We start from the raw sequence: 14,709 nt of genomic DNA on the forward strand, positions 1-14,709 counted from the left end.
GTTCGTCGGCCAGTACGATATCGCTTACCCTAACGGCACAGGATGCAGGTTCGGTGATCCGGGTAAATGGCAGCACGGTAGCCAGCGGTGTCGCCTCGGCCCCGATAACCCTGACCGGCGCATCTACCCCGATAGATGTACTGGTAACGGCAGAGAACGGCACCAGCACCAAAACGTACCGCATCACCGTATTAAAAGGCTTGTCCGGTAACGCCTATCTGAGCAAGATCAGCCTGTATCCATATAACATTACCCAGGTGACTGGCTCATCCGACCTTAACTATGCAACAACGATAGGTTCATCAGTTAATTCGGTTTGGCTCACCTTAACGGCACAGGATGCCGGTGCCGTGATCAGGATCAATGGCACCGTACAGGCCAGCGGCACTACTTACGGCCCGATAGCGATCAGCAATACAACAACGCAGGTCAGCGTACTGGTAACGGCAGAGAACGGTACAAGTATCAAAACTTACGGGATCACGATAAACAGGCCGGCACCGGTAGTCATCGCAGCCGTAAACAAAAACAAAGACCAGATAAACGTGATCCAGAAACCCGACCCGACCCCGGATGCCTCAGCAGACGAATTGGTCGTAAAACAAGCTGTATCACCTAATGGGGACGGCATAAACGACAGGTTTACGATCCAGGGAATCAATGCCTTCCCGGAGAATACGGTCCGGATCATGAACCGTAACGGTGACGTTGTTTACGAAGCAAAAGGCTACGATAACGAGAACAAAGCCTTCGACGGCCACAACAGCCGGGGCACCCTGCAGCAGGCGGGTACTTACTTCTACTCGGTAGAGTACAAGAAGGGCACCGAAACCAAACGCAAAACAGGATACATCGTGGTTAAATACTAATAAAAAAAGGTAATTTGGCTCAGCGAATATATAAGCGCATACAACAAGAGTTAAGGAAAATGATTACCAAACAAGTAATAACAACAGCCAGGGCTGTAGCAAACGGTATAAAATTATTAGGTATAACCCTGCTGCTCTTAACAAGCGGCAGGGCACTTGCCCAACAGAATACCTTTAGCTACAATCAGTATGCAGATAATCTTACTCCCTTAAACCCGGCCTATTCGCTGCTGGATAAGGCAGGAAACGTAAACATCCTGGGCAGAAGGCAGTTCATCGGTCTTGAGGGGGCGCCAAACAGTTTACTGATGAGCGCCAGCTTCCCTTTAGAATCTATCGGCGCGGCTGCGGGGCTTTTTTTGGTGAACGATAAGTTTGCGGTGGAGAATCAGACGGAGGTTAACGGCTTCTTTGCCAAATCTATACAGCTGGCCAGTTCGGCGTATTTGTCGGTATCCATCAACGCGGGGATCAGGAGCTACCTTGCCAATTACTCTACGCTGGATCCAAACGACCCGGTGTTTAGCCAGGACGTGCGCGAAACCAAGCCGAACATAGGCTTTGGTGTAATGTTCTACAAAGATAATTACTATGTAGGCGTTTCGGTGCCCGAGCTCAGCTTTCGTAACCTGGGCACAGCATCGGTGCAGCAGGCCAATTACCTGCGCAGCCATTATTACTTCTGTGGCGGTTTTTTAGCAAAACTGAACGACGACATACAATTAAAACCCGCCGCGCTGGTATCATACCTGCAGGGATCACCAGTAGTGGCAGATATATCGGGTACCATGTACCTCAAAGAACAATTGGGCCTTGGGGTGAACTACCGCACCAACAAGCAAGTGGCCGGGATAATATCTGTAAACGCCAACAGCTTTAAAGTTGGCTATAGTTACCAGTTTGGCACATCATCATCAAATTTGGGTGGCTACAATAATGCCACTCACGAGGTAAGCATCAGCTATCGCTGGGGTGCCGATTTGCAAAGGAAGCTACTGTAACCGCCTTTGAACCGGGCTGTTCTCAATATAAGTGCTCGGTTCTCCATCTAAGTACATCATCTTATCACAATTATGACTACACCCGACCTGAAAAAAATAGGTTTCGGGGTTATAGACCTTGAGCAACTACAGCCTCGGTAACGGCAACAATAAACCTGCGGCCGATAGGTACTATAATGCCTTATGGCGGTCCTCAAAATACATTATCTAACCTCGGTAATCAGGGATGGCTGCCTTGCACTTGGACAAGGTCTCTAAACCGAAATACACCGAACTGTATGATCTGATAAAAGAATCGTGTGGAATTGCCAGCCAACTTGGGCGGATATTTCTCCCCGCCTCATGCTCCTCATAACTTTCCATCAAGCGAGGAAGGTGGTAACGAAACCAGGCCAATAAATATTAGCGCGTATTACATTATTTTTGCGGGCTACCCGCATAACAGTATTTCTTTTCCCCTGATATCAAAGCCATGTTCATGAACGAACAGGGCCTTTTTTTTTATTGAGAGCTGTTTGGTTGCCCCAAACTAAATTTAGCCAAAGTCGTCGTCAATTATCGAAATATCGTTTGTTGAGTTTTGCCTGTATTGTATAAGTAATTGATTATTAATTTGTTGATGTGTTGGTATGCTATTGGTATAACTGGTGGCATATCAATAATAATAGCAAACGTGTCACACTCAATAATCAAAACAGTATCCTTCTGCGCCACTCCACCACCGCCCGGTCATTCTCATCTTAGTGTCATAAACACACTTGGTTTGAAATGTTTGTCCAGCATAGCCGTCTGCAATCGTATGTGGGTAAATAAACAGAATATCTATAATTTTCATTTTAGTGTCACAAACACACTAACTAACAAAAATATCGTAAACTAAGTTGACTAATATAGTCAACTTAGTTTACCTTTGTATCATCATCTATAAAGTCATGAAAACTGAAGGCCTATATAAAACAAATACTACAACTGCCGGTAACAACCCGGTTGTTAATACCGCGTTCTTAAAAAACTCTACCAGGTATGTGATAGAAGCATTGGGCGAAGGCCTTAAGCAAAGCCTGAACGGCCTGGATATCAATACCGAGTTTTTAACGCTTACCGCACGCAGCCTGGTACAAACATCAAGCAAAACGGTAAAGCACATGGTTACTAAATACAGCGCTGCGGGTCGCCAGTTGGCTCAAAAACGCTTCCATTATAATAATACCCTATCGCACTCTTAATATCACAACAATGAAAAACCTACAACCGCTTTTTAAAAGCATCATAATTTTACTGCTCTCATTTGGGACAGTTAACCAGCTGCATGCCCAAAGCACAGTGGTACGCGGCACCATTACCGATGCTAAAACACACCAGGCAATGCCTTATGTTACCGTAACCTTTGCCAATAGCACTATAGGCGGCGGTACCAATACCCAGGGCCGTTACAACATTAGCACCACAGGTAAATACACCCAGATACAGGTGACCTTTGTGGGCTTTAAAACCACTACCCGCACTATAGAGACGGGTAAAGAGCAGCAAATAAACATTGCCCTTATTGAAGATAACCAGGCGCTAAGCGAGGTTGTTGTAAAATCTGGCAAGAAGAAAAAATATACTAATAAGGATAACCCGGCTGTAGAACTGATCCGCAAGGTTATTGCCCATAAAGAGCAAAACCAGCTGGAGAACTACAACTTTGCCGAGTACAAACAGTACGAGCGCATGAGCTTTGCGCTGAGTAACCTGAGCGAAAAATTCAAAACCAAACGCATCTTTAAAAATTACCAATTTTTGTTCCGCGAGCAGGATTCTACTGCTATAGGCGGTAAAACATTGCTGCCGCTATACCAGGAAGAGAAATTATCTGATAACTATTACCGTAAATCGCCGTATGCTAAAAAGCAGGTGATATCTGCCAATAAGCAGGTAAAATACGATGAGAGTTTTGTTGATAACCAGGGACTTACCGCGTATTTTAACCGGATGTACCAGGATATCAATATCTATGATAACAATGTTTCGCTGCTAAGCAACCAGTTGCTTAGTCCGATAGCCGACCACTCACCCGATTTCTACAAATTCTTTATTACCGATACACTAAAAGACCAACAGCCAAACCTGATAGAGCTGAGCTTTACGCCACGTAATACCAACGGCTTACTTTTTGAAGGAAAGATCTATATCACTATGGATGGCAACTACGCCGTGCAAAACGCGCAGTTAAACGTAAACAAAAACATCAACCTTAACTTTGTAAGGCAAATGCAGGCTACGCTTGCTTTTGAAAAAAACAACGATGGTAAATATCACTTAAGCCAAAGCGACCTTAAAATTGAGTTCGGGATAAACAAAAATAAAGGTGGTGGTATATATGGCGAGCGTTTGGTATCGGTAAATAATTTCGTGGTAAATTCACCGCGTACCGATGATACTTACAAAGGCCCTGCGCAGGTTATAGCTGCTAACGCAGCTGAAAAAGACGATACTTACTGGCTGATGAGCCGCCCCGATACACTGGATGCCGCCGCGGCGAGTATCTATAAAAATATTGACAGCCTGCAAACCATCCCATCGTTTAAAAAAACAATGGATATTGCTACGCTGGTGCTTGCCGGTTACAAAAACTACGGCACATTTGAAGTTGGCCCCGCCAATACATTTTACAGCTTTAACCCGGTAGAAGGTTTGCGTTTACGCTTTGGCGGCCGCAGCACCCCGTTGTTGAGCAAACGTTACTATTTTGAAACTTACGGCGCTTATGGTACAAAGGATAAAGAGTGGAAATACTTTTTAAGCAGTACTTACTCGCTCAACAACAAATCCATCTACTCGTTCCCGCAGAATTATATCCGGGCAAGCTTCCAGCACGATACAAAAGTACCGGGCCAGGAGTTACAGTTTGTACAGGAAAGTAACTTCCTGCTATCCTTTAAACGCGGTGCGAATGACATGTGGTTATATAACGACATCTTTCGCTTGGATTACGTGCATGAGTTTAGTAACCACTTATCATATTCGTTAGGCTTCAAAAAATGGAACCAGAATGCCGCAGGTTCCTTGCAATTTCAAAACCTGTTACCAAACGGTGGGTTGAACAATGTGGGTACCATCCATACATCGGAATTATCGGGCTCGTTACGTTGGGCACCACACGAAAAATTTTACCAGGGTAAACTTTACCGTACCCCGATACCTGATAAATACCCGGTGTTTACCTTGAGCTACGCACAGGGCGTTAAAGGCCTGGCAGGTGGCGATTACAATTACCAAAACGTAACCGGTAACATCAGCAAGCGTTTTTATTTATTGCAGTTAGGTTTTACCGACGTAAGTACCGAAGGTGGCTACTTATTTGGCCAGGTGCCGTTCCCGTTGTTGGATATACACCATGCCAACCAAACCTACGCGTTCCAGTTATATTCTTATAACCTGATGAACTTCCAGGAGTTTGTGAGCGACCATTACGCCAGCATCGCTATCGACCATAATTTCAATGGATTTTTGTTTAACCGTGTGCCTTTATTAAAGAAACTGAAACTGCGCGAGATCATCGATTTTAAAGCCCTTTGGGGTGGCGTACGCAGCGAAAACGACCCAATGAATAATGCTAACCTGTTACGTTTCCCATCGGGAGCTAATGGTGGTACCTATGCATTAGGCTCAACACCATATATTGAGGGAAGTATTGCGGTAGGTAACATTTTTAAAGTACTGCGTATCGACTTTGTAAAACGCTTTACTTATTTAGATCATCCGGGCGCGCCCGAGTACGGTGTGCGCGCATTTGTTAAGTTCGATTTTTAACGTAAATTCGTAAACCAGGTAAGCCTTTAATCGTTATACTATCATGGCAGATTGCAATACAATTGAGGATTCGAAAAGGATCACCTGTAAACTGGTGTACCTGCTTAAACGTTCTATAGACGACTGGAGCATGAAAAAGCTCTGCCGTATGAACAACCCGGACTTTAATAATGCTCACATCCCATTTTTTATGAGCATTGGCACAACGGGTATTACCAATAACGCGCTGGCCGCAAAGATGAGCGTAAGCAAGCAGGCCGCCAGTAAAATTGTAAAAGAACTGGAAGCCACCAACATGGTACGCAGCGAGAAGAGTGCCGACGATGCACGTGCATCTATGCTTTACTTAACACCTGATGGCGAAAAGTTTTACCAGCACCTTAAAAATCAGGTGGAGAACCTGGAGAACGAATATAAAAAGGTAGTAGGTGTAAAAAACTACGAAGCCGCTATAGATGTGATGCTGAAGCTGGTGAAATTCCACGAAGAGTACAATTGCACGGGAGAACCGGTTGTATAATTGAGTTTGAATACAAGGAGTGAATATATATTTTTCGCGAAGGCCATAAGGATCATCCTTGTGGCCTTTGATTTTGATAGACAAAAATTAGTGTATTAATTTTATACTTGTAACAGCTATGGATTACGCGCCTATTTTAAACAATATTGCCAAATACGTTACCCTTACCGAGGAGGAAGAAATTTACTTTACCTCTTTTTTGCACTATAAAAAAGTAAAGCGTAAACAGTATTTGCTGGAAGCGGGGGATGTAAACACCAAAATATCTTTTGTTACCAACGGCTGTCTTCGCAGTTACGCGGTTGATAAAAACGGCGGCGAGCATGTTTTACAATTCGCCCCACCCGGTTGGTGGATAGTGGATATGCGCAGCATGCTCACCCACGAGCCCGCCCGATTGAACATAGACGCAATTGAAGAAACCGAGCTGTTTTATATCCTGAAAGCCGATTTGGATGCGCTGCAACTCAAATACCCGAAATTCGAGCGCTTTGGCCGTATGCTGGCCGAGAATGCGATGGCAACCTACCAGCACCGGCAGATAGATAATATGATATTGAACGCCATAGAGCGCTACTCCAACTTCTGTACGCTTTATCCTTCGCTTATCTTATCGCTTCCCCAAAAACAGGTAGCGTCCTACATCGGCGTTACCCCGGAATTTTTAAGCAAGATGTTGAATACGGTGGTGATAAAATAGAGAGAAGATGAGTGGTGAGTGCTGAGTTGTTGGGTAATATCGTGAAACTACTCACAACTCACCACCCACACTCACTAACCCTTAATCTATATTAACAATTTCCCTTAACCTACCTTATTCGCCCTCGTTACTGCTTTAGCTACCTTTATATTACTAAAGAGGAGTAAAACATAATGAAAAAGTTGATTGAAAGAGTAATTCCCCGCCCTGCGAGGCCAGGTATGGTTGGCGATGGTTTTAGGGTTTATAATATGATACCGGGCGCGGGTATCTCGCAGCAGCGCATTAGTCCGTTTTTAATGCTGGATTTTAACGCCGAATTTGATTTCGGTCCGTCGGAGCATTTGCGTGGTGTAGATGTACATCCGCATAAAGGGTTTGAAACGGTTACCATTGCCTACAAAGGCAGCGTTGCCCATCATGATAGCGCCGGTAACAGCGGGATCATCAACCCCGGCGACGTACAATGGATGACAGCCGGCGCGGGCATCCTGCACAAGGAATACCACGAACAGGAATTTTCGCGCAAAGGCGGACCGTTTGAGATGGTGCAGCTTTGGGTTAATTTGCCCAAAAAAGATAAATCGGCACAGCCGGGGTATCAGGGTATCACTTCGGCGCAAATGGGCAAGGTGGAATTGCCAGATGGTGCCGGTTTGGTAAACGTAATTGCAGGCACCTACAACAATATAACAGGCCCTGCCAGCACCTTTACGCCGGTAAATTTGTTCGATATTAAGTTAAAGCAAGGCGGCGCGGCAGATTTTACCGTTCCCGCAGGGCATAACACGGCGTTGTTGGTAATCAATGGGAATGTAACTGTAAATGGTGAACAAGCCAATGAGCATAGCTTAATATTGTTCAAGAACGATGGTGAGGAGATCAGTATAAAAGCCACTACCGAAAGTGTTATATTAGTGCTGAGCGGCGAACCCATTAACGAGCCTATTGCCAGTTACGGCCCGTTTGTAATGAACACCCAGCAGGAAATTGCGGATGCCATACAGGAGTTTCAGTCGGGTAAGTATGGTGTGTTGAACTAAATAATTTTAGTGATGGTTGAGGACAAGGGGGTCAGCGGGCGTGAGGCGTTGTTCCTTTTGTGTTTTTATATTAGCGTGAAGTACCCAGTAGCATGAAAAAGAAGATCCAGCATATTTTTTTAGGCCGTGAAAAAAAGATCACGAAGGAAGAAACCGTTAGGCAGCCACTGCCCCACATGGACTTTAGGTTTGCCAACCCTTTTATTGTACTGCACCACATGCCACCCAAGGAGATTGCGCCGGGGCAAACGTTGCGCATCCATCCGCACCCGCACCGCGGCTTTGCGCCGGTTACGTTTATGCTGCAGGGTGAGGGCTACCATAAAGACAGCGCCGGGCACAACGAAACCGTAAAAGCAGGGGATGCCCAGTGGATGTTTGCCGGTAAGGGCATTTTGCACAGCGAAGGGCCAAGCGAATGCCTTTTAAAAGAAGGCGGCATGCAGGAACTATTGCAACTTTGGGTGAACGTACCGAAGGCGCACAAATTTGATGAGCCAACTTATCAGTCGGCTACAAAAGAACAGCAGCCCCTAGTTTTGGAGCAGGGTGGCGTATCCCTTCGGCTGGCGAGCGGCGAGTTTGATGGTAAAACCGGCCCGCTAAAAAGTATTACGCCAGTAATATCCGTAGTTGGCGAAATTGAAAAAGGAAAAACTGTACAATTTAACGCGACACCCGGCTATTGGACCTTACTTTATATTGCAAAAGGCAGCGTTTGCATCAACCAGGAAACCGTAGCGCAATACAACCTCATTGTTTTTGAGAAAGAGAACGAAGAAATTATCCTGACGGCGGAGCAAGATACCCAAATACTATTTCTGTCCGCCGAACCGATAGATGAGCCTGTTGCTGCGAAGGATAATTTTGTAATGAATACTTCAGAAGAAATAAACCAGGCCATGGCCGATTATTCAACCGGGGTATTTGGCTCGTTAGCTTTTTGATATTTCATCTCTTCTGGGTCTATTTCTTGCAATAGCTCCTTGTAAGTATAGCATTTTTTTGAAGGTAGGCTGCTATCGTTAAGAATGGTTATCCTAATGGCTTTAAGGCCAGAGATCCCCTGCAGATCTTCCACGTCCAGTATTTCTAAATCTTCCTTCAGCATCCCTTTCGATTGTAAAAAACGGAGGTAGGTTAAATACTCTAATTCCTCATCATGATTAGAATATACTATGGTTAACTTACCGATGCCGGTGATGCGGTCGGTGGTGCCTTTTATGCAGGCTTTATCAATACGTTTTTTTACGATCTCGAAACGGGCGTTGTACGTACCATCCACATCAAAACGTTTTTCATCCATTCTGAACCTAATAGATAAGGGCGAACTGAAAGCCAATATCAACGAAGTGACTTCCAGCGGATAAGGAAGTATTTCCCGGTTAAAATGATGCTCCAGCTCCATTTCGCATAAAACCTGGATCTGCCACAGGCGCAGGTTGTACACGTGTTCCATCTCGAACGGCTTATTTGGCGAAATTTTTTCACCTATGTACAGGTTATGCTCCACGCCGTCGGTTTTAAAGCGCTCATAATAATGGGGGTAAGCAGATTGGGTTTCTACTTGCCACTTATCCAGCATGCTCGCCATGCGTTCGTTAATAATGGCAACGGTAGTTTCGTATTTGCGGCGTTGCAAATGGAAGTCACCCATCTTATCGGCATCTTCAAAATACTTGGTAATGGCCGGGCAGTTCTCAATTTCTAAAACCAGTGCCTGTTTAAAAATAGGATGCACCTGTTGCTCCAGGTACTGTTGTAGCTGTTGCTCAGTGTCGGCTTTTATTGCCGAGTCAAGTTCAATCTCGTAGGATCTTAATCGCTGCGAAACCGCGTCGAGTGATTCTATACCCGACGAAACGCACAATTTCTCAGTTAAGGCTATAGCCGCGCAAAGCTGGTTCTTCAGATCGGTTTGGAGGCTGTTGTTGCGTGTATCAGATGAGCCTTTTATATCAACCTGGCCATAAAGCGGATACACGTTGGTGAAGGTAACTTCCTTTAAATTGTACTGTTTGTGATGGCTTTTAAATTGCAGGTACTTATCTACTTCTTTTTTAAATTTCCAGTAAACGCTTGGGTGGATGCTGGTGTATTCGTCTTGTATTATGGCTTGTACCTGGTTCTGCAGGTCGGTAAACTTACGGTCGATGGTGTCGGTTATAAATGGCATTACCACATCCAACTGATTAGCATTAATGCTGTTCAATTCACCTTTATGGCCAGACACCAGCTCAATTACGCCCAGCATTTTTCCATTTTTAATAACCGGCGCCAAAATAACGCTGTTAATGCCTTGTTCTTTAAAGCGCCTGGCCATAACGCTGGTCGGGTTTTCGGCCAGGTATTTATTAATGTCAGAGATCGCGAAATAAATTTTTTCGTTTACAACAGTGGTAAGCGAGTGCGTGCAAAGGGTATCAGAGCAAAGCTCCGCCTCAATTTCTTCGGGTAATAAAAAACTTTTTAGCTGCTCGTTAAACGGCGCGAGCGAAAAGGTATTCTCATCCGGGTCGAATGAAAGGAAGCCCACGTGCAAATCGGGTATGCGGTATATCGAACGGAAAATGGCTTCAATATCTTCGCTTAGGTTGATGTTTTCCTCTTCGCGGCCAAGCAGGGTGCCTTTAAGGGACGATACGGCACTTTCCACCGTCGCGTCAAATAACGACATCAGGCCAAATCCACGCAGATCCCAGCTACCAACCGGGAATTTTTCTTTCCAGATGTCGATGTTGTTAAAATTATCCATCAGCAGGTCTATATCCTCCTGGGTTAATTTTACAGCTTTATCCGTAGGGGTGAGTTCTAAAAAATCGGCATTATAAAGTATGCGATAGTGTTTTAGTACGCCATCGGCAGTAGGTATATCGTAATAAAGCGGCTTGGAGAAATTAAGGTGCGTGCCGTATTCAGCATCTAAAATTATACAACAGGCCATCACATAAAACTGGTGTTCGTTGTAATCCCTGAAAGCCACATTAAAAGTTTCGCCGGCCGATTTCAGAATCCCTTCAAAACGTTTGGTTTGGTTAAAAAGGATATCCTGGTAAGGGATACTTACCGCCTTAATTTCGTTATGGGTTAAGATCTCGGGGAAGAGGCTTTCCAGCAAATGGCCGATAATCTCCGTATTGTTTATAATCTGGTTCTTATTGCTGATTCCGTTCTTTAATTCGGGGAAGGGTTCAACTTCTTTTAAAACCGAGCGCGCATAATCTGCCTTCGGCCCCGTTTGGGTGGCCGCTATCTCCTCAAAATGCGCTATCAGTTTATGGAACGAGATATGGAGATTGAAAGGACTTTCGGTTAATGCGTTTAAATTCATATATGTTATAGTACAGTACGGTAGACGAAGCTACGATCAATTTGTTACAGTAACAGCACATCTATGCGGTGTGCATGTACCATCTGCATCTCTACAGACCAGGCAAAAACAGTGAATTGCCCATCCTGCGATGCTACCAGTGCAATGGCATCATTTTGGTCGTACACAAATTGTGCCGCAGCCAGATGGCGTGTACCTCCATTCTGCGCGGGGTGCACTTTTGTCGCTTTTGCCTCTGCAAGTGGCTCGGTCAGGACAATTTGTCCAATCCGGGCACTGTTTTCTGCACGGGTAAGCTTGGCGCCAAAGGCAAGCAGATCATAATTATTGGTGATGATAGTGGCACCATCTACCGCTGTAAAGCCGCCAATAAGGTCTATTGCCTGCAAAAGGGCTTCCTGCCATTCCAGTTTATTACGTTCGGTTTCGGTAAGGGCAAGCAGTTCGGGTATAGCGCTGTACGCCGGCTTAACCGGGTATTTTATAGGGTGTACAACAGATTCGCGGTATTTTTCGGAACCAACGGGCACAATAGCCACCAAACCACCCTTACCATGCACACGCATGGAGGCAGCCAGTTGAACAAGCACGTTGAACGAATCGCCCATGAAGGTTGGCAGCGGCATATTAGCCAGCGATTTCAGCAGCACGGGGCAATCGGCAACCCCCATGGTCACCTCATCCAAAACCTTTATCTGGTCGCCCTGTAAAACGGCTATATTTACAAACTTGCCAAAACCGTCTACGCGACGGTGTTTTATGACCAGCAGGCCCGGTTCTACAACCTCCAGCACAAAACAAATGGATGGGATACTATGTGTGGTGCCCCATATAAAAATATCATCGCCCTCGGGCCATACGCCAAGGTGGATCCCGGGCTGTTCTACAGCCGGCGCAAGTTTAATGAGGTTTTGCGGCGTAAGCCTTAATTTTTGCCCGAATATGAGTGGTTTTGCAGATTGCTCCGGGCTAAGCAGCGCCAGCGAGATTTTTGGCGAATGCCCTTCTTCGCGCCGCAGGCTGGCCCAAAAACCAATATCTATTACGGCTTCAATAATGACGCTATCCGGCGCGGTGGCTAAATGGACATTTTTAAGGCCCTGGGCTTCCAGCAGATGCTTTTTAAAGTGCGCCTCTATAACGGGGGCAACAATGCGGGCTGGAAGGTAGGTAGGTTCTGATAGCATTGGGGCTGATAGAATTGTAAATACGAAAATAATAATTTTATGCCCTTTTATAAGGATAATATATTCTTTATGACTTAATTAGGAAGAAAAAAGGAAGGTGTCGCCGGATATTTTAACTGATCCTCTACACCACTGCGTAACATACCGTGTGAGTAAATTCGCCTCCCGGGCTATGATAATTAAAACGCTGGTTTCAATGCCAGTGCAGTACCGCTCCCCAACACCGCTCCGCCCAACACATCGGTAGGGTAATGTACCCCCAAATACATGCGTGAATAGCCGGTAGCGCCCGCCCATAAAAATGAGGGTGCTATTACGTACCATTTTGGATAGGCTCTTGATAAAGCCATCGCCGTAGAAAAACTGGTAGAGGTATGCCCGGACGGGAACGAACTTTCGCCGGGGATATAAACGGGTACTATTTTTAAGTTACGAATAAACGGCCGCGGCCGCCCCACTAATTTTTTGATGAGATAGGTAGCCACAAACGTAATAGCGGTACTGCTGGCAACGTACCCGGCGTTCTCGCGCATGTTGCGGTCCTTGGTAATAATGCCGCCTATAAGCAACCCCGCCGGCACACCAATATTCCCATACATTAGGTTACGCGACAGGAAACTCATAACTGGCGTTGCCTCGGGTGTACGGTTCAGGGCAAGACTAACAATGGTGCGGTCATCAAACCGCTGTATAAAGTTATCTGCCTTGGGTACCACAACAGCCACCTTTGGTTTTGGGGCGGGTAAAATAGCTACAGTATCCTTTGCCGGCACAACTACAGTTTGTGCAAATAATTTTGTACGGGCGCCAAAAAAGGTAAACAGCTGTAATACAATTAATAACTTAAATGAGCGCTCGCAAAAAAAATACTTCATTGGTGTACAGCTATGTTTTAATATTTATATTTATGCCAAACCGGGCATTGCTTTAAGCAAAGTACTTAATAAATTGTTTTTGTACCTAACGCAAATGCACACAATTTTATAAAAAGGTTGTTAACTCAACATTATATGAACTACCAGAATCTGCTGAAGCAGGTTAACGAATATGTGTTAGCCTACTATAAAACCCATGCCGACCCGCGCCTTGTTTATCACGATAAACAACATACCGAAAATATGGTTAACCGGGCAATAGAAATTGCCAACCATTACCAGGTGAACGACCGCGACTATTTTGTTGTGGTAGCAGCCGGCTGGTTTCACGATACCGGTTACGTGCTTGATATAGCTAACCATGAAGAGGAAAGCGCGAAACTTGCCTGTACTTACCTTAAAAACATAGGGGTAACCGAAGAAGACATAGCGGATATTAAAGGCTGTATTATGGCAACCCGTATGCCGCAATCGCCCTTGAGTTTATTGGAAAAGATAATTTGCGATGCAGACTTGTACCATTTAGGTACCGATTATTTTTTTGATACCGATAAACTGATGCGCAAAGAAACATCCACATTGCATAATAGCGAGTTAAACAAAGCTGATTGGTGGCGTAAAAGCATTGCTTTTTTATCGGCACACGAATACCATACCGATTATTGCCAGGTTTTGTTAAACAGTACCAAGCAACAAAACATTCAGGTGCTTAAAAATAAATTGGCAAAAGCCGATGGTAAAGCAGGGGGCCAAAAAGCTACTGAAGGTAAGCCGCAAGTAACCCCTATAACACAAGCCCCCGTGAAAAAAGATAAACAAAAAGAAGATAAAGAGAAACAGGAAGAACCTAAAAAAGGTATTGAAACCATGTTCAGGATCAGTTCGGCCAACCATCAGCGGCTGAGCGATATGGCCGATAACAAGGCACATATTATGATCACCGTGAACTCTATTATCCTTTCGGCCATTATCAGTTTGGTGCTGCGCAGGTTAAGCGAGAACGAATTCCTCATCATCCCAACCTTTATATTACTCTCCATAAGCTTACTTGCAATTACATTTTCTATTCTCGCCACCCGGCCGTCTATCCCCAAAGGTGAGTTCACGCGCGAGGATGTAGACACCAAAAACGTAAACTTGTTGTTTTTCGGCAACTTTTATAAAATGTCGCTGGAAGAATACACCTACGGGATGGAAAAGATGATGGACGATAGGGAGTTCTTGTACGGCAGTTTGATAAAAGATGTGTACGCGCAGGGCGTAGTGCTGGGGAAAAAGTACCGCCTGTTGCGAATCGCCTATAACATTTTTATGTTTGGCCTCATAACATCGGTATTGGCGTTCATTGTTTTTTCGGCGTTTTTTGCAGATAAACCTATATTATAAGG

12 protein-coding genes are annotated in these 14,709 nt (G+C 45.0%); 9 read left to right on the forward strand and 3 right to left on the reverse strand.

Going from position 1 to position 14,709, the window contains the following annotated elements; all coding sequences use genetic code 11:
- The 8 genes from EPL05_RS14475 to EPL05_RS14510 all read left to right on the forward strand — a co-directional run.
- The coding region (locus EPL05_RS14475; protein WP_128534698.1) for a T9SS type B sorting domain-containing protein at positions 1–869 on the forward strand (869 nt) is incomplete at its 5' end.
- Positions 870–928: 59 nt separating this feature from the next.
- Complete coding sequence (locus EPL05_RS14480) at positions 929–1,870, forward strand: PorP/SprF family type IX secretion system membrane protein (RefSeq protein ID WP_128534699.1); 942 nt, start codon at positions 929–931, stop codon at positions 1,868–1,870.
- Between the two features lie 932 nt (positions 1,871–2,802).
- Positions 2,803–3,096 carry a hypothetical protein gene (locus EPL05_RS14485; RefSeq protein ID WP_128534700.1) on the forward strand — a complete coding sequence of 98 codons (294 nt, stop codon included), beginning with the start codon at positions 2,803–2,805 and terminating at the stop codon, positions 3,094–3,096.
- Positions 3,097–3,106: 10 nt separating this feature from the next.
- Positions 3,107–5,665 (forward strand): DUF5686 and carboxypeptidase-like regulatory domain-containing protein, encoded by a 2,559-nt coding sequence (locus EPL05_RS14490; protein WP_128534701.1) that lies wholly within the window; start codon positions 3,107–3,109, stop codon positions 5,663–5,665.
- A 43-nt stretch (positions 5,666–5,708) separates the two neighbouring features.
- Entirely contained in the window at positions 5,709–6,185 is a 477-nt protein-coding gene (locus EPL05_RS14495) for a MarR family winged helix-turn-helix transcriptional regulator (RefSeq protein WP_128534702.1), read from the forward strand.
- A gap of 118 nt (positions 6,186–6,303) precedes the next feature.
- Positions 6,304–6,885, forward strand: coding sequence for a Crp/Fnr family transcriptional regulator (locus EPL05_RS14500; protein ID WP_128534703.1), 582 nt, complete (start codon positions 6,304–6,306; stop codon positions 6,883–6,885).
- Between the two features lie 173 nt (positions 6,886–7,058).
- Entirely contained in the window at positions 7,059–7,928 is an 870-nt protein-coding gene (locus tag EPL05_RS14505) for a pirin family protein (protein ID WP_128534704.1), read from the forward strand.
- A 92-nt stretch (positions 7,929–8,020) separates the two neighbouring features.
- Positions 8,021–8,875 carry a pirin family protein gene (locus EPL05_RS14510; protein ID WP_128534705.1) on the forward strand — a complete coding sequence of 285 codons (855 nt, stop codon included), beginning with the start codon at positions 8,021–8,023 and terminating at the stop codon, positions 8,873–8,875.
- Here EPL05_RS14510 and EPL05_RS14515 read toward each other — a convergent pair.
- The 3 genes from EPL05_RS14515 to EPL05_RS14525 form a co-directional block, all read right to left on the reverse strand.
- Positions 8,839–11,259, reverse strand: a complete 2,421-nt coding sequence (locus EPL05_RS14515; protein WP_128534706.1) for a GAF domain-containing protein — start codon at positions 11,257–11,259, stop codon at positions 8,839–8,841. The genes EPL05_RS14510 and EPL05_RS14515 overlap by 37 nt on opposite strands.
- A gap of 44 nt (positions 11,260–11,303) precedes the next feature.
- Positions 11,304–12,446: a putative sensor domain DACNV-containing protein gene (locus EPL05_RS14520; protein WP_128534707.1), complete on the reverse strand. Its 1,143-nt coding sequence runs from the start codon at positions 12,444–12,446 to the stop codon at positions 11,304–11,306.
- Between the two features lie 179 nt (positions 12,447–12,625).
- Positions 12,626–13,321 (reverse strand): phosphatase PAP2 family protein, encoded by a 696-nt coding sequence (locus tag EPL05_RS14525; RefSeq protein ID WP_128534708.1) that lies wholly within the window; start codon positions 13,319–13,321, stop codon positions 12,626–12,628.
- A gap of 135 nt (positions 13,322–13,456) precedes the next feature.
- Between EPL05_RS14525 and EPL05_RS14530 the strand changes: the two genes are divergently transcribed.
- Positions 13,457–14,707, forward strand: coding sequence for a Pycsar system effector family protein (locus EPL05_RS14530; protein WP_128534709.1), 1,251 nt, complete (start codon positions 13,457–13,459; stop codon positions 14,705–14,707).
- Positions 14,708–14,709: the final 2 nt, after the last annotated feature.

Origin of the sequence: Mucilaginibacter gilvus, from assembly GCF_004054195.1 — a bacterium.
Lineage (GTDB): Bacteria > Bacteroidota > Bacteroidia > Sphingobacteriales > Sphingobacteriaceae > Mucilaginibacter > Mucilaginibacter gilvus.

What these genes read in the sequence shown, in the direction of transcription:
- EPL05_RS14480 (WP_128534699.1), top strand. Translation starts at nt 929, where the DNA reads ATGATTACCAAACAAGTAATAACAACAGCCAGGGCTGTAGCAAACGGT.
- EPL05_RS14510 (WP_128534705.1), top strand. Translation starts at nt 8,021, where the DNA reads ATGAAAAAGAAGATCCAGCATATTTTTTTAGGCCGTGAAAAAAAGATC.
- EPL05_RS14520 (WP_128534707.1), bottom strand. Translation starts at nt 12,446, where the DNA reads ATGCTATCAGAACCTACCTACCTTCCAGCCCGCATTGTTGCCCCCGTT.
- EPL05_RS14505 (WP_128534704.1), top strand. Translation starts at nt 7,059, where the DNA reads ATGAAAAAGTTGATTGAAAGAGTAATTCCCCGCCCTGCGAGGCCAGGT.
- EPL05_RS14490 (WP_128534701.1), top strand. Translation starts at nt 3,107, where the DNA reads ATGAAAAACCTACAACCGCTTTTTAAAAGCATCATAATTTTACTGCTC.
- EPL05_RS14500 (WP_128534703.1), top strand. Translation starts at nt 6,304, where the DNA reads ATGGATTACGCGCCTATTTTAAACAATATTGCCAAATACGTTACCCTT.
- EPL05_RS14525 (WP_128534708.1), bottom strand. Translation starts at nt 13,321, where the DNA reads ATGAAGTATTTTTTTTGCGAGCGCTCATTTAAGTTATTAATTGTATTA.
- EPL05_RS14495 (WP_128534702.1), top strand. Translation starts at nt 5,709, where the DNA reads ATGGCAGATTGCAATACAATTGAGGATTCGAAAAGGATCACCTGTAAA.
- EPL05_RS14530 (WP_128534709.1), top strand. Translation starts at nt 13,457, where the DNA reads ATGAACTACCAGAATCTGCTGAAGCAGGTTAACGAATATGTGTTAGCC.
- EPL05_RS14515 (WP_128534706.1), bottom strand. Translation starts at nt 11,259, where the DNA reads ATGAATTTAAACGCATTAACCGAAAGTCCTTTCAATCTCCATATCTCG.
- EPL05_RS14485 (WP_128534700.1), top strand. Translation starts at nt 2,803, where the DNA reads ATGAAAACTGAAGGCCTATATAAAACAAATACTACAACTGCCGGTAAC.